The organism is Lysinibacillus sp. G1-3 (assembly GCF_056322905.1).
Window position 1 is genome coordinate 36,637 of the sequence record NZ_JBWHYQ010000002.1, and the last position, 21,730, is coordinate 58,366.

The window sequence follows — 21,730 nt, forward strand, 5'->3', positions numbered from 1 at the left end:
ACACTTGCTTGAGTTTTCGGAAGCAAAAAAAGAGTTTGTATGAAATTTTATGCACAAGCACTAGATTGGGGGTGAAGCTTAATGGTGATAATAGCCTGCTATATCTAATCAGTTGCAATATAACCACCCTTTTCTAGTAATTTCAATGTTGTGTAATTTAAATTTGGAAGTTTTTCTAAAGGGATATATTTTAATTCTTTACTTTCCTCATTTTGCTTTATAATGCCTTTTCAGCAGTTGCTTTAAATTGCCGTCGCGTTATAAATTTCATCCCCATGTGGAAATTTGTAATACAACTCTTTCCTTGAAGCTAATCTAACCAATTTCAATTCTTGGACAATTAATCCTGTTTCCTCATACAACTCCTTTTGAGCAGTTTCTTCAAAAGTATTTCCTATTTCCATTCTTACCTTGTACTTTTTCTTATTTTTAAAATTTCAATAATGAAATGTTTTCATTTTTGACGATTGCATAACACAATTCATAATTATTTCTAGACTTAACTGTTAAATAGACACTTACATAAACCTCCATCCTGTGAGCATGTAAATCCGGTGTGGCGGAAAGAAATTGTTCAGCAGAAGATTGAAAACATTTTTCAAACAGAAAAAACAACCAAAGATTGGCTGTTTTCTCGGCGTTTAAACAAAAAGATTCCATATGTATTTAATTCCATCCCATATTGCTAAGGCTATGATTACAGCTAGAATTCCTTTAAAAATATCTTTCATTTAAGCACCTCCATTGAAATTGGTTATTTATGTATTTACGGAAGAGAGTTATAAAAGTTTCATTTTTTTAGATACAAGCGAAATTGAAATCATTAAGATGCTATGTAAACGTAATGCATTAATTGATAGAACAGCCAAGCGGTTAGCATTGGCCCAATTTATTAAGAATATAGTAATGTGTTGGAAGAAAAGGGGATGGAGATTATTGGATTATTAAATATTATTACGACCGCTTTCGGGATTAGCATGATAACATTGTTTATTTTTCTCTGGTCAACTGATGAGGACAAATGGAGTTTAAAAGGTATATCTTCTTATGCAGTTCCTGTAGCATTTGTCTATTTTGTTGTTTTTGTGCTTGTGTAGAAGATTGAAATTTTTAGTTTACAATATAGTGAATTTCCTAACACTAGTGTAGTTAACTAAAAAACGTTGTAAATTGATATTGTGATTTAATAGCAAAAGCGTACGAAAATGGTTAAATGTTGGTTAACTAAACAATTAAAACCAAGTGATCTAGAACTTTGATGCTCAATTCTTATCTTTTAATTTCATTTTTAAAATATTAGAAAATAACTAGTATACACATCCATACATAGATTTAATTGCTACATATCCTAGCAATATAGAGAGCGCTCTCTAATACTAAAAAATGAAAAGAGGAATTATTTTGAATGAACAATCAGAAAATCTAAATCAAATAGCACCTTGTCCAGTAGAATCAACTGAACTAGTACCATTAGGTAGTGAGGCTACTCCACTAATCGCTACACCAGTTACAGCTCCAACTGTTAAAATTCCAGTTGTACTTGCAGAACCGACACTTCAAATAGTTGTGGAATCAGATATTACGCTGAATCCTGCTGCAACTGAAATCAAAAGAGTGAAAAAAAATGTATTCCTAAATCAAGTTAAATTAGTGCCTGTTAGATTTGCACGTATTGATAACACTGACTTTTTTAGAGTAACAAGAGCTAAATTATTTGTAGCAGGACATATTCGTAAAAATATTGAATATGCTTCAGCAGCATGTAATGGAGCGCTACAAGATAGAATTGCTGATGTTCCATTTTCTGGTTTTACAGAACTGTTTTTCCCACAAACAACTGGAGGCCCTACTCCAATCTTAGGAATTTCTGAGTTTGCCGAAGCAAACTTCCTGAATGAAAGAACTCAATTGGATGCTCGGTTGGATAAGGCTTTCTTCCAAAATCTTGTGAAATATAATGAACAACCATTTGGCGAGTTAGTCGCTGCAAACTTCTTTGAACTTGATTTTTCACCAGTTATGGCATCACCAGAAGGTACTTTTAGCACATTGCGTGAAAAAATTGTTCTGGATCTTACAGTAAAAGTACTGCAAGTTCAACAAGTCCGCCTTGGAGCTGGTAGTACTGTAGTTACTCCTGTTCTGTTCGGACTTACTCCTCCTACTAGTCCTTGATAATCTCTAGTTTTTAGAGGTACAGAACAAAGCAGTTCACGACAACAATATGTAATCGAAAATAACCTTATAATATTAAATGAGCACTACAAATAATTTAATATTTGAGTTGGCAGTTGAATATTCAGTTGAATCTGAATTTCAACTGCCTTTTTGCAATTAACAAACAAGATTGAAGGCTAGTGAGTGCAAAAGCACATTTTTCAACAGTTCCCGAAAAAGATATCGAACAAATTAAATCGATAGAACGCACAATAAAAAATTTATCATCATTATTAGAACAATCGAATTTAAAAGCCTTATATAGATGTTATGAAGACTGTAAAGCTTGATTTGTAGTTGGTGATAGTTGTTGAGATTAGGCATGAATGACAATACTTTTTGCATTTGTGTTTCGAATAGCCCTGTTAAATTAAAAATAGGATGTCCATTCACAATCCATGTCCATATCCATATCTATTACGATACTGTAGGAAATATCGAGTCTAGAACTAACCCAAGCCTTAAAAATATTTTCTATTTTCTTTTTAAGTTCCTCAGTGCCCATATTCTCATCAATACCTAATTCTTCTATAGTAAACGTTTCTTGTATTCGATCTTTATATTTAGTATCCACTGCAAAAGTAACAGTTTTCTTCATAAGAGTACCTCCAATTCATTAAGTAGTAGCCTAGCAGAAAGTGAGTGGTGGAGGAAAAGAAATGTGCAATCTTACTGAACGGAAAAAGTCTACTGTAGAGGAGTTAACCCAATAGTAGAGGCATCATTTACATCGTTGCTTCGGCATTATTTGAGGAGTTATAGGGAGATTGAGGAATCCACACAAAGGGACTTGCAGATTTGAAATTCAATCTTAAACGCAAGTCCTAATCTTCTTAAAGACAAGTTTTCATTTGTTTAAGAAAGTGTTTAATTCATAGAATTTCGTACTTTTTCAGGAATCATCACTACCTCAGTTTGTAAATCAACACGTTTAAAGGTTTTATCAATACATTCATCCCAGTATTCAAGATGTTTTTTATCAATCCAATGTTCTGAATCATCCACATCAATTCCACCTGTCCCTTGAACAACATACCAATACAAATATTCTTCTCCATTTAACACTTCTCGAAAAATCGTTTCAACGTACATTTTCTCGCCTTCAAGAGTAACTAGAACATCTTCCATATTTTCATTCAAGAAAGCTAACCACTCATTTACTTTTTCCGTTTTACCTTGTTTCACTCGATATCGCGTGCACTCAATATTCATTATACATTGTACCTTTCTGTTTTTATCCATATTAACCCAACTGCATTTTAACATATTATATATTATTTTCGTATTCTTCTGAATTTTATTTAGTTAACTGGAAAAGTACGGACTTAACTGCGGCTTTGTGATAAGTGAAGATATGAAAGACAAGATTAATAGGGGGTATCTTGAATCTTTATTTCTAATTTACGATAGCCTTAAGAAATCTAATAAAATAGTGCAGGATATGGAAGAAACCTTTTTACAAAGATGATTTGCGATGATACTATATATTAGGCGGTAATTTCAAGTAGAGAGAATCCTTTCCTATTCGATATTTCGTCAATTTAAGAACGACAGAAGGTATAGTAAATATCGTGACAAATCTAATGTATATATTTTGTTTAATAGTTTGGGGACTTAATTTTATTGCAGTGAAAATTCAAGGAACGCCAGTGAGCTTAGAATTATCCTTGACTTATCGACTAGTTATTACTGCATTTTTATTTATTGCACTAGTGTTGTTTCTTAAGCCAAAAGGGAAGCCAACACGTAAAGATATACCTTTTATCATGGTGTTTGGTATATGTAATTTTGCATTAAGTTATTTATGCTTATACTATGCAACAATATTGAGCTCAGCAGCAATTGTAACATTAATCTTTTCTTTAAAAGTGATATTGACTCCGCTAGCTCTTCGGATTTTCTTAAAAGAGCAACTACATCCTCGTGTTTTGTTTGGAGGAGTGTTAGGAGTGGTGGGTGTTTGTGTCCTCATTTATCCTTCTTTAAGTAGTTTCTCTAGCTTAGATGTTTTAAAGGGTATTTTGATTGCTCTTTTAGGTACAGTACTTACAGCTATTGGTGATGTAAGTTCTGCGAGGAATGCCAGAGGAAAGATTGACCCTATTTATTCGAACGCTATTGGTTTTACTGTAGGAAGTATTTTAATGTCAGTCATTGTATTGTTCCAGGGGCAAAAGATCATAATCCCTACATCAATAACATACATATCAGCTTTATTATATTTAACATTGATCGCATCTTTCCTAGCATGGCTATTTTATTTAAAGCTTGTTGAAAGAATAGGTGCTGCAAAAAGCGGGTACATGGTAGCTTTATTTCCGGTAATTGGAGGTATAGCCTCTGTTCTAATTGGTGAATCTCCTCTTTCGATTTATTTAATCTTAGGATGTCTGTCTAGCTGTATAGGTGCAGCTATAGCTTTGGGATTTAGAATTCCCCGAAGAATTAAGCAAATGTAATTCTAGTTTTTGCGACAGCATAAAGGATTTAAGGAAGTATGATTATAGTAGTCCACTCAGAAATGGGTGGATTTTTATATTCGTTATTCTTTTCTACTAAGCGACTCCTTTGGGACTATCTGAATCGAGCTATTTTAAATGTGAAAGGTAAATGAAAGGAGGATTCCATTTTGAAAAAGACATTTAGTTTATTCATCATGCTTCTTATATTATGCAGTTTGTTGGTTATGTGTAAAAGTGAAGTTAAAGCTACTTTTGTAGGGGTAATTGAGTAGGTGGTAAACGATCGGAAAGCCGTAGTTTATGTAACTAAATCAGAAAATAATGCGGTTTACGGAATTGTTTATGTAAATCTTGCAAAGAATCCCGACGAAACATTTAAAGTTGGTGATAAAGTAAAAGTTGGTTATAACGGAAAAGTACAAGGTACGGCACCAATGGCTGTTACTACACTTACAGTTGAATTAGTTGAGTAATATAATAGTGTAAAATGTGACATTGCATTGAAAAATTTGAACATTACTCTGCTTTTCTCGTAAGTCTATTGAGAGAGAAAATTATGAGGCCTGATTTTATTACCTCATGTTACGTCAACATGTAAACTAAAATAATTATATTTGGAGGAGCAAAAATGTCTGAAGATTTAACAGTAAAAATGAATGCGGGAAAACTGAACATTCGCGTAGCAGCATGGATTGTTTACAACGACAACCTATTAGTAAGTCAATTTCCTGACGGGACAATTTCTTTGCCAGGAGGAAGAGTACAGTTACGAGAAACTAGTATTGAGGCAATTGAGCGTGAGATATTGGAAGAAACGGGAGTGCAACTAGGTACCCCAAAATTATTTGCGGTAATCGAAAATTTCTTCCACGATAAGGATTATTTTCATGAGATTTTATTTATTTACCGTGGTCAAATTCCAATTCAGCCTACCTACAATGGACAGGATTCCAGTAGTCAAAAAATTAGTTGGATCCCTTTGACACAAGTGAATGAGTTGAAACCGGATATTCTCGTTAATTTATCCCAAATTGTAGAGATAGATAAACTCCATCATTTCACAAATATTGAAGCAAGATGACCCTGCAATTACTCTTTTAAAGTAGAAGTACCTCACTACCTTAACACAAAATAAAAGGTCTAGTATGTATGGATTTCTACACACAGGCCCTAATGCTGAAAGGCTAATAATTTTGATTTTGATAGATGATAATAGATTTTTATTTTTTAAAAATAGTTGTATTTTCTATACGAATAGAATCAACTTCACCGCAATTTACACAAAATGTATATATTTTATTTGCCCCCTTAAATGAACCTTTACTTGGTTTTACTGGGATATAGTCTGTAGCTTCTGTAAATTGGGTATTTCCACATCTCTTACATTGTTTATTAGTCATATATTTCGCTCCTCTATCGTACTTTTTCTACAGTGAAATTGTAACATAGAAAGAGCGCATTTTGGGAAGGTGTGGAAAAATATGTAGGTGTTTGATTTTTACCAAAAACGATTACTTATGTTAGTTGATTTAAGATGCGTGCTATGGATTTCTCAGAATTAGATGGAAGATCGTAAATAGGAGGGTATGATGATTGTTCTTTTATAAGTAGGTTGAAGAGGGCGCGTTTTGCGGGAGCACATAGGCATTTGCGTAGACTGTTAATCCTTAATAGCATAACCTATATCGATATCGAAAGGAGGGAAAAATATGCAATATGATTACAGGCATGATGGTTATGGGGGACAACATGGTGGCAGACATCCATATTACCCGGTTTCGCCAACTCATTTTTATCCGGGCCAACACTACCCATCCCATCATTACTACCCTATGCATTACTACCCAACTCATCATCGTCATCCGCACCACCATCACCACCATCACCATCATCAGCAATACCCACAACAGCCCTATCCGAACCCACGCTATTACTAAACAAGCAACGACAAGATCTTTATAGGGGTGTTCGTTCCTTTTTATTGTTTAGGTTTGTAATGAACGGATCATTGGAGGAAAGTGATCCGCTTAATGAAGGTATAGGGATAACTTTTTTAGCTAGTGCTGACAATACTTATATATAAAATGTGAAGAAAAATTGTTGGTATTGAAATTTTTTATGATTGCTGGGGAAGTATGGACAAATTGGATCATTTCGCAAGGTTTACTTGAGTTAAAAAGGTCACTCTGTGAAAGTGACCTTGAATGAAGAGGTGTAAGGCTTAGACCATACACGCTTAATTATTTTAATAGCTCAAAATAATTATTAAATGATTAATACATGAATGTAGCGCCGACAATAATTAAAAGAATGAACAGAACAACAATTAGAACAAATGTTGAACCGTTATTGCCACCTCCACAGCTATAACCTCCGTAGCAACAATTGTTGTTATAATTGCCACTGAACCATCCCATGAAGCATTCCTCCTTTCTACATCTATAATATGTATCGATATAGAAAGTGAGGGAGGTATTTATCCAACAAAAAGTACCTTTTAAATTATAATTTTTTGAAATTAATTATTCCGTAATTTACTTTGAATAAAAGGGCCACTTTAAAGAAGTGACCCTTAGTAACAAGGCGGTGTAAGCTAAAAAATTAGCTTATTATATTATTATGATTTAATAACTCTTTTGTATAGTGGATTGCCTTAGGAATTAATTTATAAATAGTAATGTAAAAAAATCCACCATGTAAACAGAGATTCTATAAGACCAAGATAGGCTTAATGGCCATCTTGGTCTATTTTTGTGTGACGAAAGTGGAAGTATTACATAACAAATTAAGCCAACTTCAATGGTGTTTCTAATTAAAAGTATAAAAAGCTTCACTAAGCGCAATATAAAAAAGTATTATAGATGTTTTGTTAAATCAAATAAAGCGTTTAGTGAGGTGAAAGATTTAAAAATGGATATCATCCTAGCGTTGTTACCAGCTCTATTTTGGGGAAGTATTGTATTATTTAACGTCAAGCTCGGTGGTGGACCATATAGTCAAGTACTTGGAACAACATTTGGTGCACTTATATTCTCTATAGGTATTTACTTTTTTGTAAAGCCTGAGTTATCCCCTATAGTGTTTGGAGTCGGAATTGTATCAGGTCTTTTTTGGGCATTAGGTCAAGTAAACCAATTGAAAAGTATTGATTTAATTGGGGTTTCTAAAACGATGCCCATTTCAACAGGGATGCAATTGGTATCAACGACTTTATTTGGCGTAATCGTGTTTCATGAATGGTCGACAACAATGTCGGTTATATTAGGTATTCTGGCACTTATTAGTATCATCATTGGTATTGTTCTCACATCACTTCCTAATCCAGAAGAGAAAAAAGAAGAGCACGGAAGCAATTTGAAAAAAGGGATTTTAATTTTACTTGTTTCAACTTTTGGTTATTTAGTATATGTGGTGATAGTACGTTTATTTAATGTAAGTGGATGGTCTGCTTTATTGCCACAAGCAATCGGGATGGTAATAGGTGGGGTTTTATTAACATTTAAGCATAAACCATTTAATAAATATGCGATTCGTAATATTATTCCTGGTTTAATATGGGCTGCCGGAAATATGTTTTTATTTATATCACAGCCACGTGTAGGAGTTGCAACAAGTTTTTCTCTTTCTCAAATGGGGATTGTCATCGCAACTTTAGGTGGGATTTTTATATTGGGTGAGAAAAAAACAAAACGTCAACTTATAGCAATTATTATCGGGATTGTATTTATTGTCGCTGCTGGTATTATGTTGGGAATTGCGAAAAGATAAAAGGAGGATCTTGTATGTATCCAGATTTAGAAGGAAAAGTTATTGTCATTACTGGCGCTTCGACGGGTCTAGGAAAAGCAATGGGCATTCGCTTTGGAGAGGAAAAAGCGAAAGTAGTTATTAATTATCGTTCCAATGAAGCGGAAGTAAATGCTGTTGTGGAAGAAGTTAAAAAAGCAGGTGGCGAGGCCATTGCTGTACAAGGAGATGTGACTGTTGAAGCGGACGTCATTAATCTCGTTCAGACTGCTGTAAAAGAATTTGGAACACTCGATGTGATGATTAATAATGCAGGTATAGAAAACCCAGTCGCTTCTCATGAAATGCCATTAAGCGATTGGAATAGAGTCATTAATACAAATTTAACGGGTGCGTTTTTAGGAAGTCGAGAAGCAATTAAATATTACGTTGAAAATGATATTAAAGGAACCGTTATCAATATGTCCAGTGTTCATGAGAAAATTCCTTGGCCGTTGTTTGTGCATTATGCTGCTAGTAAAGGGGGCATAAAGTTAATGACAGAAACATTAGCGTTAGAATATGCGCCAAAGGGAATTCGTGTCAATAACATTGGACCAGGGGCAATCAATACACCTATAAATGCTGAGAAATTTGCTGATCCAGCCAAACGTGCTGATGTAGAAAGTATGGTTCCGATGGGTTATATCGGAAAGCCAGAAGAAATCGCTGCAGTCGCAGTATGGCTTGCTTCATCGCAGGCTAGTTATGTAACGGGTATTACTCTATTTGCGGATGGTGGAATGACTTTATATCCTGAATTCCAGGCTGGTCGTGGATAACTAAAGGTGTGTAAAAAAGGTATCAAGGTTTCTTGATGCCTTTTTTGCCTTACATATGTTACAACAAAGAAGGGTGTATCAAAAGGTAATTTTATACAAAAGGGAAATGGTGTATGATTGTCTCAAGAAGGGATTATATTCAAGTGGGAGTGATAAAGTTTGAATAATTCTTGGAATAGATTTATCTATAGGATGGGTTCTCCAATTTATGACAAGTTTTTTAATTCTGGTGTTTTTTTGAATGCTCGAAAACAAATATTTCAATCCATAGCATTTAATAATCAACAAAAAATTCTATTTGTAGGTGTAGGAACAGGCGCTGATTTAGAGTTAATTAATCATAATGATTTAAAAATAACGGCTATTGATTATTCACCGGACATGCTCGGTAAAGCAAGGGCAAAGTTTGAACATTCTACAATTACATTTTTAGAAATGGATGCTCAAAATATGGAATTTAAAAATGAATCGTTTGACTATGTCGTAGCTAGTTTAATCCTTTCGGTAGTACCTGAAGCAACTAAATGTTTTCAAGAGATGACGAGGGTTTTAAAGCAAGACGGGAGAATAATAGTTTTTGACAAATTTGTTCCTAAAAACGAAAAACTGGCCTTGCCCAAAATTTTACTAAGACCCATTATTAGCCTACTAGGAACTGATATTGGTCGGAGCTTTGAAGAAATTTCGCCTGAAAATATAGTAGTAGAGGAAGATACGCCCATCATGCTCAATGGGATGTATAGGAAAATAATAATAAGAAAAATATATTGATATTTTTCATAAGTAGAATTAGGTAAATCACTTAATAGTCTTGTTATTTATATACTACAGCCTATGTACGAATAACCTAAACCCTATAAATGATTTATCATATTCTAGTATTATTATCTATCGATTGAAAAGAGGGTAAGACAATGATGAATTCTTCCTGCAATTGTGATTGTAAAAATGTATTCCGATCACATAAAGTATCTTCTTGTCCGATTTGTCAATGTAGCTCTGTTAGGCTTCCTGTTCCGAGTAATTTTACGACAGGAGCAATATGGAGGAATCCATCTACAGAGACGATTGTTGTCACTCTTTTAAATAAAACAGGCGCACCCCAAACAGTAACAGTATCGGTATTAGATTGGCAAAATTGTGCCCAAGAAGAGATGCCAAAAGAAGCATTCTTATGTGGAGAATTGCAACCTTCACTATTTAATGGAACACCAGTGCCTCTTATTCTTACAATTCCAGCAAAAAAACTACTTGTCGTTCATGCAACTCCGCAAAATGCTTGGCAACTAAGTGATCCATGTTATGAAGTGCTTGTTAAAACTCCAACTGATCCAGTTTTTCCAACTGATCCGATTTTTCCAACTGATCCAGTTTTTCCTAATGATCCTATTATCATGAATACATGGGGGATTAATATTGATGGGGTGCCTCAAGAAGGAAATACAATGTTCCATCGCCAGTTTCAACGAACTATTTTTATTTAATTTCTTTCAGCGGATGTCACAGAATCGGAAAGAGTGCACATAGGATGGTATCCTACAATCATCGCGTCGATGCGAAAATGGCTATGCACATGACGCATTGTTTATCTTCATAACTGGTCATTTAGTTTTTTAAAGTGTAGAAAAGCAAGGTCAAAACCTCAAAATTAAAAAGGGTTGTTTTCTTGAAAATTATTGCTATCAAACTAACTAGGTTTAGTTATAGGAATTAATTAGTTTTTAAGTTAAAATATAGGTGATGTTTGGTGTGAGATTTTCAACTATAGAAGGAGCCGAATTATGAGGTTAACGAAAATAGCATATACAGGATTATTTGTCACTGTTTTATTAACAGGATGTACGAACGAAGAAACTAAAATTGAAGAAGTAAAACCGGCGGAATCTAAAATTGAAAAAGTAAAGTCGGGAGTAACTAAAGTTAACAACGCGAAGCTGTGGAAGGATGTTTCAACTCCCGAAGGCTTTAATGAATATGGAATCGAACCTACGCTTGAAGCTTGGATTGCCTATCACGCTGAAGATATTGTTAAAACAACCGATGTGAACCAATATTATCCGAAGGCCGATCAAATCACTACTGAAATGAAATATTTTCGGGTTCAAGGCGATGACCTTCAAAAGGACTTTGAAAACCTGAATGTGCTTCAAATTTGGATGGGACATCTTGAGTATGTTTTATCGACGAACACGCCAGAAAGATCAAGGTTTAATGACGACTTAAAACAGACTTTCAAGTATTTCACTGAATTACTTCATGATCTTGACATTGTAATAAATCATGGTGGGAAGGGTGAAACATTCGGGTTAACACACCAATTAGACGGGAACAAGGTTAAAGAATTGGAATCGTATCTCTATGAAAATGGCAATCCCTATCAAAATAACGAGTATTGAGCTACTTTTAATGGTCTATTTTTATTTTTGGATGACTGACAAGGTATGAAGCGCTGTAGTTGAATAGCAATTTAGCAAAGCTCAAAAGACAAAGAGCAAGTTGATCTACAAAATATGTAGAAGCAACTTGTTTTTGTTTTTCTATACGAAAACAGTATTAAAGAGAAACTATATATATTTGAGACTTTCATCCCTAAAAGGACAAGTTTATTTAGTTTTTTTCTAACATGTTATTGAATGTAGGATTTCCCACCTCATCTAGAATGAACTCAGGGCCAATTACCTTTTTGTATGGGGGAATTAATCCTGAATGATTGTAAAAGGGTATAGCACTGCAAGTTAAGGATGAAGATGCTCAATTGATTGGAATGAGAGACCGTTTCGTGATCCATTTATATAAATCATATTTTTACATTTGTAAATAAAAAAGTATTGTTCTACCTAAAATGCTGTACCAATTCTCACCATTTTTGTATAGAATCTAAGATAACTTATTTGGAAATGGGGTGAAGAAGATGTTTCCTATTTTAGATACTGAACGATTAGTGTTAAGAGAACTTACTGAACATGACGCCCAAGAAGTATTAAACTGTTTTTCAAATCCTGATGTATTACGTCACTATGGGCAAAATCCTTTAACAAATATAGAGCAGGTTAAACAAATAATTAAAAATTTTTCAAAAAATTATGATGAAAAACGAGGAATTAAATGGGGAATTTCATTAAAAGGACAAAAAGGTATTATTGGTACTATCGGTTTTCAAGAGTGGTCGACTGAGCATAAAAGAGCTGAAATTAGCTATGCACTTTTTCCTGAGAGCTGGGGAAAAGGGTATGCACAAGAAGCTGTTAATAGAGTCCTAGCATTTGGCTTTGAAGAGATGGATTTAATGCGTATTGGAGCTATTGTTTTTACTGAAAATGAAGCTTCAAATAAACTATTGACCAAATTGGGCTTTGAAAAAGAAGGGATATTAAAAAATTATATGCACCAAAATGGTGTTCCGTATGACACTAATATTTTTTCTCTAATTAAATAAATGTAAGTAGAAAAAAGGGTCACTGGAGGAAAGTGACCCTTAGTCATTCATATAGAAGGTATAGGGATAAATTAGTATTACTCTAGGGAAATTTGAGCAATAGAGACATTGGCGGCGTTGTTTATTAGTAACAAATGAAAGTAGCGCCAACGATAATTAAAAGGATGAATAATACTACAATTAGGGCAAAAGTGGACCCTGAGCCGTAACCATTACCTGAACAACTCATTTTTACTCCCTCCTTTCTACAATATATAATACGCAAAGTTGTAAAAAGGAGAGATGGTAATCATCTAACTAAAAAAATAAATAAAGGTAAATTAATTTTTCCAATACTTTTACATTAAATTTTACGAGTATAATAGTTAGGAAGAGGGCATTTACTACTTGGCGGAGTGAATGACCTTCGTAAGTAACCATTCAAGATACATATTTTACATATTGAAGTTATATACATCCGATAGCAGCTAGTTATTATAGGAGGAAATACAAATGGAAAAAGTGAAATCACCAAAAGTTGGCGTTGGGGCAGTTATTGTAGATAAGGCTAACAAAATTTTACTCGTTTTACGTAAAAAAGCACCAGAAGCAGGCTGTTGGAGCTTACCGGGTGGTAAGGTTGACTATATGGAAACAATAGAAAATGCGATCATACGTGAAATAAAGGAAGAGCTTGGAGTGGACATCGAAATTACACAATTGGTATGTGTGACCAACCATATTATACATTCAGAAGATGTCCATTATGTAGCGCCTACTTTTGCTGCTCATATTACGAATGGTGAAGTAGAAAATAGAGAACCGCATGCTTTAGAGAAGGTGCAGTGGTTTTCAATAAATGAAATTCCTGAAAACATTACAATGACTACAGAATATGCACTGAGTCAGTTAAAGCTTTAGTAATTTAGGGGAAATATGGATACAATCTTACTGCGTGGTACACTGCATGATAGTGAAAGCTTGCTGCGCCAGCCTAGAATCATTTAATATGACTAATTTACTGATGAAGAAAAGAGTTGTTGGTTTGGGAAAAGTAGCGGGCCCGCAGGAACGTAATGAAGAGGTGATTGAAGCAAAGTCCACGGACTTATGATACTAAACAATTGATGTATATTTTTTTGTAGACAAACTTAAAGCACAAACAAAGTCGCATTTTTCTACTGTCTGAAATCACCGGGATCGGTGTCTGGTGATTTTTTATGATGTTGTAAAAAAGTATTTCAAATTATGAGGTAATAAGTATATTTTTGTAAATTAAAACATTGATGTGTTGTAAAAATTGGATGTAAGGCAAAAAATTAGATTTAAAAGTAATGTTAACTCTGCTAGGATAATATATCGTAGGAGGTGTGATTTGGTCTAAGGAGCTTGTATCATAACGGAAAAATACATAACGCCTTTGACAATTAATGTTAATGAAAAAGAGAAAAATTGTTCTCATCGTTTGCTTATTTATTATCTTTCTAACAGGCTCACGAGTTTTATGGTTGGAATTATTCGATAATTCAGATCAACCACATGCTGTAAAAGGGCAAATGGATTTAAGAAATTGGAATTTTAATGACGAACATGCTATTACACTCGATGGAGAGTGGGAGTTTTATCCTTATAATTGGTTGATTAGTGAAGAAAAGCACTTAGAATCTAAAAAGGTTCAATCTACATACATAGAGGTTCCTGAGGGATGGAGTTCTTCTTTACAAGAAGAAGAGATGAGCCCTTACGGTTACGGTACTTATCGCTTAAAATTACTCGTCAATCCAGAGGACAAAATAACTTACAGTATTCGAGTTCCGAGTGTTCGGAGTTCTTCTGAAATTTATGTAAATGGACGACAGTTAGCAAAATCAGGTGAAATTGGGGAGAAAGCAGAAAATACAGTGGCCAAAAATGTTCCATATACTGTTTCTTTTGAAGCAAACGGTCATAAAGAAATCGAAATTATTGTTCAGGCTTCTAACTTTAAGGATCCTCGTGGCGGTGGCATTGTTCGCTCCATTAAATTAGGAAAAGAAGATATATTAGCTAAGGAAACACAATGGTCGATAGCTATGCAGCAACTAGTTGCAGTTGTTTTTTTTATACACGCGATCTATTCTATCATTTTATTTTTTATAGGGAACAAGGAAGAAAAAAGATTACTTTATTTTTCTCTATTATCGATGAGCATTATGAATTATTACTTATTAGCAAGCGATGACAAATTATTATCTTATTTGTTTTCGATTAATTATGAATGGGGCTTTAAATTAGTTCATCTTGCTATGGTAGGGATAGGCTTTTCACTCATTCAATGCATAAAACATTGGATGCCTCAACATGTGAGTAAATATACACGTTGGTTTAGTATTATCTGTGGTATAGCTGCATTTATGGCAATCGTGTTGCCTACTCGCTATATAGTAACTTATCAAGATATTTATATATTTATTTTAGGTATTGCGTTAGTAATAACGATCCTAACGGTAATGACAAAATCTATTAAAGAGGTCAGAAGTAATATATTTTTACTTCTTGCCATTTTAGCATTTGGCAATAATTACATTTGGGATGGTCTACTTCTCATCTTTGGAATAAAAGTGATTATGTATCCATTTGATCTTATTATCACAATGGCTTGTTTAGCTACATTATGGTTTAAAGGATATGCAAAAGTTTATTCAGATACGAAAGAACTTGCTAATAAGCTACAAAAGGCTAATAAGTTAAAGGATGAATTTCTTGCTAATACGTCTCATGAGTTACGAAATCCACTTCATGGAATCCTTAATATTTCTAAGGCTGTTTTGGAAAGAGAAGAACGTGTACTCAGTGACAAAAGTGTCAAGGATTTAGAAACAGTGCTTTCTGTAGGAAGTCGTATGTCAATTATGTTAAATGATTTACTAGATGTAATGAGTTTAAAAGAAAATAACCCTAAACTAAAGTTTAGAACTGTTTCGATTCATGCAATTGTATCGGGTGTATTAGATATGCTCTATGTTATGGGTGACGGAAAACGGATTCAGTTAATGAATCAAATCCCTGAAAATTTCTCAAAAGTAATGGCTGATGAAAATAGAGTGATTCAAATCATTTTTAATTTACTTCATAATGCAGTGAAATACACGAACGAAGGTGAAGTGAAGATTTCTGGTCATGTAAGAAATGGGATGGCTGAAATTGTGATTTCGGATACTGGTATTGGAATAGATGAGGAAACCATTGAACGTATTTTTGAACCTTATGAGCAGGGTACTCTTAGTAAGGCAATGATAGAAGGCGGATTTGGGCTAGGACTGAGTATTAGTAAACGTTTGGTTGAACTACATGGGGGAACATTACGGGTAAAATCAGTTGTAGGGAAAGGTTCAGAATTTACGTTTACTCTCCCAATATCTGACGGAACGGATGAGCAAACAAATGTAGCCCTGCTATCAGATGAGAACGAAGTATCAGCGGTAGTGACTCCTACAAATCCATTTGATGATCGAATTGGAAATCAATCTATTATGGAAGCGAATAGACCTAGAGTATTGGTCGTCGATGATGATCCAGTTAACTTAAGAGTTATCGAAACAATACTTTCTATAGAAAAATACGACTTAGTATCGGTTACAAGCGGTAATAAAGCTCTCGAAATATTAATGTCACAAGAGTGGGATTTAGTCATATCAGATGTAATGATGCCAAATATGTCTGGCTACGAATTAGTTCGTACAATTCGTCAGCATTTTTCAATAACTGAACTACCAGTTTTACTTCTCACAGCAAGGAGTCAGCCGCAAGATATTAAAAATGGTTTCTTATCTGGAGCGAATGATTACGTTACAAAACCAGTGGACGCTTTAGAGTTAAGATCAAGAGTGAATGCATTAACCGATGTTAAACAATCTGCACAACAACGACTTCGAATGGAGGCAGCTTGGCTTCAGGCACAAATACAGCCCCATTTTCTCTTCAACACATTAAATGCAATTATTACGTTAAGTGAAATTGATATCGAGCGAACTAGTAAGCTACTTGAAGCACTAAGTGATTTTTTAAGAGAATCCTTTAAGTTTCAAAATATTGATGAACTTGTTCCACTGGAAGACGAAGTAAATCTTGTTCAATCTTATATATACATTTATAAGGAACGTTTCGGGGAGCGGATTAACGTAACGTGGGATCTAAACGTTTCCACAGACGTCATGATACCATCACTAACCATCCAACCATTAATTGAAAATGCTTTGAAACATGGGATATTGCCCCGTGAAAATGGCGGGAATATTCATATTAGCATTGAAGATTTCGACACGTATATTGAGATCTCTGTGTCAGATGATGGCACTGGAATGGATGAAGCTACGATGGAACGTTTACTTGAAAGAAAATCGGAAAGTTCAAATGGCATTGGATTGCTTAATACAGATCTTCGCTTAAAACAACATTACGGTAAAGGACTTCAAATTAAAAGTAAGCCAAATCAAGGTACAACCATATCGTTCGTAGTTTTTAACAAGAAAGAAAAGTCAAAGCAATTTGAGCGTGAACTGTTGGTAAAATAAGAACATTCAATAGGTCCCACACCCCCATTTCATAATGGGGGTGAAGTTTTGTAAAAAAGTAAGAAAAAGATAATACAAATAAGGATAGATACAGGAAGCCTTATTTAAGTCAGGAGCATAACATATGCACAACCTACATCCACATAGATAGGATGAATTGTCTTGTCAGGTACTTGAATCCAATAGGAAGTTTCCAGTGACGTATCTTTTATAACAGATTTTATAAAAACAAAAACAGATAACCTTAATTAGTCATCTGTCTTCAGCAATCATTTTGTAAATGGATCTTCCACTTCATATAGATAACTTGTCTCAAAATTTTCTTTTGTTTCTGCATAAACGGTTTTCTCCTTTGCTTCTGCTTGTTCACTAGCTGGAGCTTCGTCGTGTGAGGAACAAGCAGTTAGAAAGAACGCAGCCAGTGCCCCGAAGTACAAGAATTTTTTCATTGCTACAACCTCCGTTATTGTTTGTTACGTTTTAGATTGTGCAATAACACTTAGAATATAACGTAAATGGCGATGATAAAAATTTCTTTGTAACAAAAAAATAAAAGGGGATATTGCGTGTACTTCTTCTCTACAACCGTCGATGATATCATCTATGATTTTTTGATCTTCATCACCAGCGTGATTTTATAACGTTTGATATCCAGCAATCATGCCATAGTCTGTAATTTTAATTAAAGCTGACCAAACACTAAATACTTCAGCACAATTTCTAGTTATTCGCATTTTTTAAAAGAAAAATAAAACGTTTTTAGAAATAAAAAAGGGTCACCGAGTTGAAAGTGACCCTAAGTAATAAATGAGGGAGGCTGTGACGGTCAACCAACGCCACAACCAAATAAGTGCGTGCGATACACTCAATAATTATTGTGTGTAGAGTAAGATTTCCTATACATTCAAAAGGCTAAGTATCGTCACACAATACAGTGCGAATGGGTTTAGGCTCTTTTAAGAGAGGAAGCTTGTTGCATTTTGGGAACAAAAAACCGGCAAAGGTTGCCGGTTGTGGTTGTGACTTATTTAAACTTATTTTGTATTGTTTTCGTTTGCAAATCGACCAGAAGCAAGATTTTTGTTAGCTTCTGCCTGTTGGATTTGTTGTCTAATTTGATTAACGTCAGTCTCATTTCCGAATTCTACGTCCATCGAGTTCTTTGAACCAGAAGCAAATTTTTTGTTAGCTTCTGCCTGTTGGATTTGTTGTCTAATTTGATTAACATCAGTTTCATTTCCAAATTCCACGTTCATTGCATTTGGAGTTGCATTAGGAATTTTCGAATTAAAGTTTTGATTGTTGTTTGCCATTGAAAATCACCTCCTGAAAATAGTTTATACAGAAGGTGCTATAGTATCCGGAAAATTTTCACCCAAATTTTATTTAATTTGTACTAATAAATGGTTTTAAGTTAACATAGGTCAAATGTTAACATTTCTAAAGAGCATGCTAACTTTCAAAGCAGGCTCTAAAATCGTATAAAATATTAAAGTTCTAAGCGCATAATACTGCTCGCTTCTTTATATCCATGTCTTTCATACAAGGCAAAAGCCCCACTATTTTCTGCTAAAACACTTAACTCTAAATGATCTAATTTACGTTCTTCTGCCCATTTTTTTGCCTCTTGTAGCAATACTGAACCGATGCCTTTACTTTGATATTGTCCGCCAACAATTACATCCATAATATACGCATAATTATGCTGGACGATACAAGAATAAGGAGGCGTAGTTAATTCTTGAATTAGTAAAAAGCCGGCAATACTATGATCTATTTCAGCAACAAAAATATCTGATTTTTCTTCTGAAATTGTGTTTGTAAGAAACTTTACATCCTGTTTTGTTGGAGCTATGTACTTTGGTTGTAGTTTTGACATCTCTAAAAACAGTTCTTCATATAATATTTCTATTTGCGGAATATCTTCTAATGTTGCAACTTTAATATTCATGTTCTACCTCCATTCGAATTTTATACCATTTCACTTTACCATATTTTTATATTTTTGAAAATAATCAGTAAATTGAATAAAAAACTCAAATAGCTAACACCGTATAAACCGCAGGGGATTTCCAATACTAAAGCTGTTTTAAAATATTTAGTATGAGAAGGAGGCTATCAACAGTGAGATTTTTTGCATGGGGACTTTTAGGTGCCGCAGCTATTTTTGGCGTAATGAAACGCCAAGCGATGTCAGACAATGCACATCAAATGACAACGTCTTCTCAGGAAGGCACGACACCAGTGCAATTAGTTGCAAACAGTAATCCACTTACCGCAAATACACCAAAACAATAATTAATGTACTTCAAGCTTATAGACAATGAAAAGGTCTATAAGCTTCTACATAAAAAATGAAAGCTTAATTTATTCTTTACAAAAGTATCCAGAAAAATGTATAGTTATGTTAAATATATGGTGAAATGGGGTTTTGATTATTTATGATGAAACTTATTAATGGCTAATAAAATTTAAAAAAATTTTATAGTGCAATAACGCAGATTAAGGTGTATACCTTAATTCTTTTTAGTTCGCCCATTTGCACAATAGCGATTAGAAGTCATCATACCTATTCAAATCATATATTTTTAATATCTCCTATAAGCCTCTAGTATAGTTTATTTGTACAGAAGTTAAAGCCCATCGAAGTGACAGCTACAATGACACTGAGGAGTATTAATCTATATTGAATTTAAATTTGACTATGAGAAGGATTTCTTCTTATAGTTTTTTTTATGTCTTTTTGGGGGTGTGCAAAATGGTAATGTCTCAATTACTTACTTTGAGCTAATAAAATAGAGAAATGAGGCGTAAATATGACAAAGTATCATTTAATAAATGATTATAAGGACAATCAAAAATATAGAGAAAGTTTCAATGAATTAGCAAAGTTAATTTTTGGATTAGATTTTAGCCAATGGTATGAAAAAGGATGCTGGAACGATCAATATGGTTGTTATTCATATATTGATGATGAAAAAGTAATTGCAAATGCATCAATAAGTAAAATGACTGTTGCTGTAAACGGTAAGGATTATAAAGCCATACAAGTTGGTACAGTAATGACGCATCCAGATTATCGTCATAAAGGTTTAGCAAAAAAATTAATGAATGTCATTATTGATAAATATGAAAAACAATACGATTTCATCTATTTATTTGCGAATGAAACAGTTTTAGATTTCTATCCGAAATTTGGGTTTTCAAGAGTACAAGAAAGTAGATATTTCTTAAATCCTGATGATTTACAGAAAAAATCAAACATAACAATCCGGAATTTAGACGTTGAAAATATCAACGATGTATCTTTATTGAAATTGTATGCAAAGGAAAGAATGCCATTATCGTCTGTTTTAGATGTGAAAGAAAATGAAAGTTTACTTATGTTCTATTTTCTTATTGCATTTCCTAATTCAATTTATTTTATCGAAGACGAAGACGTTATAGTATTATTCGAAAAAGAGGGTGAGGAATTACATCTTTTTGATGTTGTAAGTCGCAGTAAGATTGATGTAATAGAAGTTTTAAGCTACATTACTACATCAGATATAAAAAGAATTATTTTTCACTTTATCCCTGATTGTCAGAATCTAGAGTCTGAAGTAATTGAAACTGAGGACGATGTATTGTTTATTCGGCCGATGATAAAATTCGGGACAGAACGACCGTTATTTCCATTAACATCGCATTCGTAAAGCCAGTTAAATGTTTGAATACAGTTAAATTAAAGAGCTTTTTCTATTATAAAAATATGTGAAAAGGGTGATTCCACTTGATACAAATAAAAAGGATATATAAAGAAAATTTCCCACAAGGCAAAAAAATTATTTATCAATACAGCTCCAATAATTATTATGATGTTTCCTTTAAAGAACGAGAAAATGGCTGGACAGTTGATTTTACGTTAAAACATTTCGACATGCCATTTCACAAGTATTTGGAAGGAGAAATTTTTGAGGATCATATAGAGGATATTGAATGCTATATTGTTGAGTTTAATGGAGAAGAAGCGGGAATTGTTAGTTTTAATCATGAGAAGTGGCATCATGTGTTAAGAATTAATGATATTCATATTGATCATGCCTATCAACAGCAAGGCATTGGTAGTAAGCTCATGGCTTTGGTCAAAAAGCGTGCAGCAGAAGTTGGGGTGAGGGCAATCGTTTTAGAAACACAAACGTCTAATTTTCCTGCTATACAGTTTTACAGAAAACATGGATTTCATCTAATTGGATGTGACTTAATAAGTTACTCCAATAAAGATATTGATAAAAGGGAAGTAAGAATTGAAATGGGACTTGTACTTGAATCGTAATTATCGAAAAAAGGAATGTAAAGTGTGGTACATCCACCATTAGCCATCGTGAAATGAAATACTAAAAACTGTTTGTACCCGTGTTTACATCGTTCATGTCATGCAATTTCCACTTTAAAGAAGGCTGTTTTTGAAAAGATTGTTGCTATTCAAGAACGGGCAGTTTAATTGCATAAGGAAAAATGTGGTTTTTGTTTGAA

General features: G+C 33.8%; 25 protein-coding genes and 1 pseudogene. 17 read left to right on the forward strand and 9 right to left on the reverse strand.

The genetic code is table 11. The annotated features are described in order from the left end of the window. Window positions 1-242: 242 nt before the first annotated feature. Window positions 243-404: an NUDIX domain-containing protein gene (locus tag ACVYAD_RS02185; protein WP_476424294.1), complete on the reverse strand. Its 162-nt coding sequence runs from the start codon at window positions 402-404 to the stop codon at window positions 243-245. A 522-nt stretch (window positions 405-926) separates the two neighbouring features. Here ACVYAD_RS02185 and ACVYAD_RS02190 point away from each other — a divergent pair. Together ACVYAD_RS02190 and ACVYAD_RS02195 are read left to right on the forward strand one after the other, a co-directional pair. Continuing rightward, a complete protein-coding gene (locus ACVYAD_RS02190; RefSeq protein ID WP_476424296.1) occupies window positions 927-1,097 on the forward strand; it encodes a hypothetical protein in 171 nt (56 codons plus the stop codon). Window positions 1,098-1,383: 286 nt separating this feature from the next. After that, entirely contained in the window at window positions 1,384-2,175 is a 792-nt protein-coding gene (locus ACVYAD_RS02195) for a CsxC family protein (RefSeq protein ID WP_476424298.1), read from the forward strand. Window positions 2,176-2,587: 412 nt separating this feature from the next. Here the strand turns inward: ACVYAD_RS02195 and ACVYAD_RS02200 are convergent, their stop codons facing one another. Together ACVYAD_RS02200 and ACVYAD_RS02205 are read right to left on the reverse strand one after the other, a co-directional pair. Next, window positions 2,588-2,815 carry a hypothetical protein gene (locus tag ACVYAD_RS02200; protein WP_476424300.1) on the reverse strand — a complete coding sequence of 76 codons (228 nt, stop codon included), beginning with the start codon at window positions 2,813-2,815 and terminating at the stop codon, window positions 2,588-2,590. A gap of 269 nt (window positions 2,816-3,084) precedes the next feature. Continuing rightward, window positions 3,085-3,429, reverse strand: coding sequence for a DUF6176 family protein (locus ACVYAD_RS02205; protein WP_476424301.1), 345 nt, complete (start codon window positions 3,427-3,429; stop codon window positions 3,085-3,087). 359 nt (window positions 3,430-3,788) lie between these two features. On the opposite strand from ACVYAD_RS02205, the gene ACVYAD_RS02210 reads away from it, so the two are divergent. The 3 genes from ACVYAD_RS02210 to ACVYAD_RS02220 all read left to right on the forward strand — a co-directional run bounded on the left by ACVYAD_RS02210 (window position 3,789) and on the right by ACVYAD_RS02220 (window position 5,760). Continuing rightward, window positions 3,789-4,676: a DMT family transporter gene (locus ACVYAD_RS02210; protein WP_349657799.1), complete on the forward strand. Its 888-nt coding sequence runs from the start codon at window positions 3,789-3,791 to the stop codon at window positions 4,674-4,676. 275 nt (window positions 4,677-4,951) lie between these two features. Next, entirely contained in the window at window positions 4,952-5,152 is a 201-nt protein-coding gene (locus ACVYAD_RS02215) for a hypothetical protein (RefSeq protein WP_476424303.1), read from the forward strand. Window positions 5,153-5,307: 155 nt separating this feature from the next. Next, window positions 5,308-5,760, forward strand: coding sequence for an NUDIX hydrolase (locus tag ACVYAD_RS02220; RefSeq protein WP_349657801.1), 453 nt, complete (start codon window positions 5,308-5,310; stop codon window positions 5,758-5,760). Between the two features lie 139 nt (window positions 5,761-5,899). On the opposite strand, the gene ACVYAD_RS02225 is transcribed toward ACVYAD_RS02220, so the two are convergent. Then, complete coding sequence (locus ACVYAD_RS02225; RefSeq protein WP_476424305.1) at window positions 5,900-6,079, reverse strand: hypothetical protein; 180 nt, start codon at window positions 6,077-6,079, stop codon at window positions 5,900-5,902. 316 nt (window positions 6,080-6,395) lie between these two features. Here ACVYAD_RS02225 and ACVYAD_RS02230 point away from each other — a divergent pair, with 316 nt between their 5' ends. Beyond that, window positions 6,396-6,641, forward strand: coding sequence for a hypothetical protein (locus tag ACVYAD_RS02230; RefSeq protein ID WP_349657802.1), 246 nt, complete (start codon window positions 6,396-6,398; stop codon window positions 6,639-6,641). Between the two features lie 311 nt (window positions 6,642-6,952). Here ACVYAD_RS02230 and ACVYAD_RS02235 read toward each other — a convergent pair whose 3' ends face one another. Beyond that, window positions 6,953-7,096 carry a YjcZ family sporulation protein gene (locus ACVYAD_RS02235; protein WP_349657803.1) on the reverse strand — a complete coding sequence of 48 codons (144 nt, stop codon included), beginning with the start codon at window positions 7,094-7,096 and terminating at the stop codon, window positions 6,953-6,955. Window positions 7,097-7,589: 493 nt separating this feature from the next. On the opposite strand from ACVYAD_RS02235, the gene ACVYAD_RS02240 reads away from it, so the two are divergent. From ACVYAD_RS02240 to ACVYAD_RS02265, 6 genes are all read left to right on the forward strand, one after another. Continuing rightward, window positions 7,590-8,447, forward strand: coding sequence for a RhaT/GlcU family sugar-proton symporter (locus ACVYAD_RS02240; protein ID WP_476424308.1), 858 nt, complete (start codon window positions 7,590-7,592; stop codon window positions 8,445-8,447). A 14-nt stretch (window positions 8,448-8,461) separates the two neighbouring features. Then, window positions 8,462-9,247, forward strand: a complete 786-nt coding sequence (gene gdh, locus ACVYAD_RS02245) for a glucose 1-dehydrogenase (RefSeq protein WP_349657805.1) — start codon at window positions 8,462-8,464, stop codon at window positions 9,245-9,247. 159 nt (window positions 9,248-9,406) lie between these two features. Beyond that, complete coding sequence (locus ACVYAD_RS02250) at window positions 9,407-10,018, forward strand: class I SAM-dependent methyltransferase (protein WP_476424310.1); 612 nt, start codon at window positions 9,407-9,409, stop codon at window positions 10,016-10,018. A gap of 143 nt (window positions 10,019-10,161) precedes the next feature. Beyond that, window positions 10,162-10,731 carry a hypothetical protein gene (locus ACVYAD_RS02255; protein WP_476424312.1) on the forward strand — a complete coding sequence of 190 codons (570 nt, stop codon included), beginning with the start codon at window positions 10,162-10,164 and terminating at the stop codon, window positions 10,729-10,731. A gap of 297 nt (window positions 10,732-11,028) precedes the next feature. Further along, window positions 11,029-11,643 carry a hypothetical protein gene (locus ACVYAD_RS02260; RefSeq protein ID WP_476424314.1) on the forward strand — a complete coding sequence of 205 codons (615 nt, stop codon included), beginning with the start codon at window positions 11,029-11,031 and terminating at the stop codon, window positions 11,641-11,643. A 515-nt stretch (window positions 11,644-12,158) separates the two neighbouring features. Further along, window positions 12,159-12,683, forward strand: coding sequence for a GNAT family N-acetyltransferase (locus ACVYAD_RS02265; protein ID WP_349657809.1), 525 nt, complete (start codon window positions 12,159-12,161; stop codon window positions 12,681-12,683). Window positions 12,684-12,807: 124 nt separating this feature from the next. Here the strand turns inward: ACVYAD_RS02265 and ACVYAD_RS02270 are convergent. Next, window positions 12,808-12,903 (reverse strand): annotated as a pseudogene (locus ACVYAD_RS02270) (YjcZ family sporulation protein); the annotation flags it as partial. A 272-nt stretch (window positions 12,904-13,175) separates the two neighbouring features. Between ACVYAD_RS02270 and ACVYAD_RS02275 the strand changes: the two are divergent. After that, on the forward strand, window positions 13,176-13,583 hold the full coding sequence (locus ACVYAD_RS02275) for an NUDIX domain-containing protein (RefSeq protein ID WP_349657810.1): 408 nt from the start codon (window positions 13,176-13,178) through the stop codon (window positions 13,581-13,583). A gap of 587 nt (window positions 13,584-14,170) precedes the next feature. Next, window positions 14,171-17,215, forward strand: coding sequence for a hybrid sensor histidine kinase/response regulator (locus ACVYAD_RS02280; protein WP_476424316.1), 3,045 nt, complete (start codon window positions 14,171-14,173; stop codon window positions 17,213-17,215). A 269-nt stretch (window positions 17,216-17,484) separates the two neighbouring features. Here the strand turns inward: ACVYAD_RS02280 and ACVYAD_RS02285 are convergent, their stop codons facing one another. The 3 genes from ACVYAD_RS02285 to ACVYAD_RS02295 all read right to left on the reverse strand — a co-directional run bounded on the left by ACVYAD_RS02285 (window position 17,485) and on the right by ACVYAD_RS02295 (window position 19,166). Continuing rightward, window positions 17,485-17,664 (reverse strand): hypothetical protein, encoded by a 180-nt coding sequence (locus ACVYAD_RS02285; protein WP_349657813.1) that lies wholly within the window; start codon window positions 17,662-17,664, stop codon window positions 17,485-17,487. A gap of 585 nt (window positions 17,665-18,249) precedes the next feature. After that, window positions 18,250-18,528, reverse strand: coding sequence for a gamma-type small acid-soluble spore protein (locus ACVYAD_RS02290; protein ID WP_476424318.1), 279 nt, complete (start codon window positions 18,526-18,528; stop codon window positions 18,250-18,252). A 176-nt stretch (window positions 18,529-18,704) separates the two neighbouring features. Then, window positions 18,705-19,166 (reverse strand): N-acetyltransferase family protein, encoded by a 462-nt coding sequence (locus tag ACVYAD_RS02295; RefSeq protein ID WP_476424319.1) that lies wholly within the window; start codon window positions 19,164-19,166, stop codon window positions 18,705-18,707. Between the two features lie 173 nt (window positions 19,167-19,339). Between ACVYAD_RS02295 and ACVYAD_RS02300 the strand changes: the two genes are divergently transcribed. From ACVYAD_RS02300 to ACVYAD_RS02310, 3 genes are all read left to right on the forward strand, one after another. Next, window positions 19,340-19,513 carry a hypothetical protein gene (locus ACVYAD_RS02300; RefSeq protein WP_386828331.1) on the forward strand — a complete coding sequence of 58 codons (174 nt, stop codon included), beginning with the start codon at window positions 19,340-19,342 and terminating at the stop codon, window positions 19,511-19,513. A 518-nt stretch (window positions 19,514-20,031) separates the two neighbouring features. Further along, entirely contained in the window at window positions 20,032-20,910 is an 879-nt protein-coding gene (locus tag ACVYAD_RS02305) for a GNAT family N-acetyltransferase (RefSeq protein WP_476424321.1), read from the forward strand. 77 nt (window positions 20,911-20,987) lie between these two features. After that, window positions 20,988-21,530, forward strand: a complete 543-nt coding sequence (locus tag ACVYAD_RS02310; RefSeq protein ID WP_476424322.1) for a GNAT family N-acetyltransferase — start codon at window positions 20,988-20,990, stop codon at window positions 21,528-21,530. Window positions 21,531-21,730 lie beyond the last annotated feature (200 nt).

What these genes read in the sequence shown, in the direction of transcription:
- ACVYAD_RS02220 (WP_349657801.1), top strand. Translation starts at nt 5,308, where the DNA reads ATGTCTGAAGATTTAACAGTAAAAATGAATGCGGGAAAACTGAACATT.
- ACVYAD_RS02235 (WP_349657803.1), bottom strand. Translation starts at nt 7,096, where the DNA reads ATGGGATGGTTCAGTGGCAATTATAACAACAATTGTTGCTACGGAGGT.
- ACVYAD_RS02255 (WP_476424312.1), top strand. Translation starts at nt 10,162, where the DNA reads ATGATGAATTCTTCCTGCAATTGTGATTGTAAAAATGTATTCCGATCA.
- ACVYAD_RS02185 (WP_476424294.1), bottom strand. Translation starts at nt 404, where the DNA reads ATGGAAATAGGAAATACTTTTGAAGAAACTGCTCAAAAGGAGTTGTAT.
- ACVYAD_RS02190 (WP_476424296.1), top strand. Translation starts at nt 927, where the DNA reads ATGGAGATTATTGGATTATTAAATATTATTACGACCGCTTTCGGGATT.
- ACVYAD_RS02240 (WP_476424308.1), top strand. Translation starts at nt 7,590, where the DNA reads ATGGATATCATCCTAGCGTTGTTACCAGCTCTATTTTGGGGAAGTATT.
- ACVYAD_RS02260 (WP_476424314.1), top strand. Translation starts at nt 11,029, where the DNA reads ATGAGGTTAACGAAAATAGCATATACAGGATTATTTGTCACTGTTTTA.
- ACVYAD_RS02305 (WP_476424321.1), top strand. Translation starts at nt 20,032, where the DNA reads ATGACAAAGTATCATTTAATAAATGATTATAAGGACAATCAAAAATAT.
- ACVYAD_RS02200 (WP_476424300.1), bottom strand. Translation starts at nt 2,815, where the DNA reads ATGAAGAAAACTGTTACTTTTGCAGTGGATACTAAATATAAAGATCGA.
- ACVYAD_RS02275 (WP_349657810.1), top strand. Translation starts at nt 13,176, where the DNA reads ATGGAAAAAGTGAAATCACCAAAAGTTGGCGTTGGGGCAGTTATTGTA.
- ACVYAD_RS02295 (WP_476424319.1), bottom strand. Translation starts at nt 19,166, where the DNA reads ATGAATATTAAAGTTGCAACATTAGAAGATATTCCGCAAATAGAAATA.
- ACVYAD_RS02195 (WP_476424298.1), top strand. Translation starts at nt 1,384, where the DNA reads ATGAAAAGAGGAATTATTTTGAATGAACAATCAGAAAATCTAAATCAA.
- ACVYAD_RS02230 (WP_349657802.1), top strand. Translation starts at nt 6,396, where the DNA reads ATGATTACAGGCATGATGGTTATGGGGGACAACATGGTGGCAGACATC.
- gdh (WP_349657805.1), top strand. Translation starts at nt 8,462, where the DNA reads ATGTATCCAGATTTAGAAGGAAAAGTTATTGTCATTACTGGCGCTTCG.
- ACVYAD_RS02290 (WP_476424318.1), bottom strand. Translation starts at nt 18,528, where the DNA reads ATGGCAAACAACAATCAAAACTTTAATTCGAAAATTCCTAATGCAACT.
- ACVYAD_RS02225 (WP_476424305.1), bottom strand. Translation starts at nt 6,079, where the DNA reads ATGACTAATAAACAATGTAAGAGATGTGGAAATACCCAATTTACAGAA.
- ACVYAD_RS02205 (WP_476424301.1), bottom strand. Translation starts at nt 3,429, where the DNA reads ATGAATATTGAGTGCACGCGATATCGAGTGAAACAAGGTAAAACGGAA.
- ACVYAD_RS02285 (WP_349657813.1), bottom strand. Translation starts at nt 17,664, where the DNA reads ATGAAAAAATTCTTGTACTTCGGGGCACTGGCTGCGTTCTTTCTAACT.
- ACVYAD_RS02265 (WP_349657809.1), top strand. Translation starts at nt 12,159, where the DNA reads ATGTTTCCTATTTTAGATACTGAACGATTAGTGTTAAGAGAACTTACT.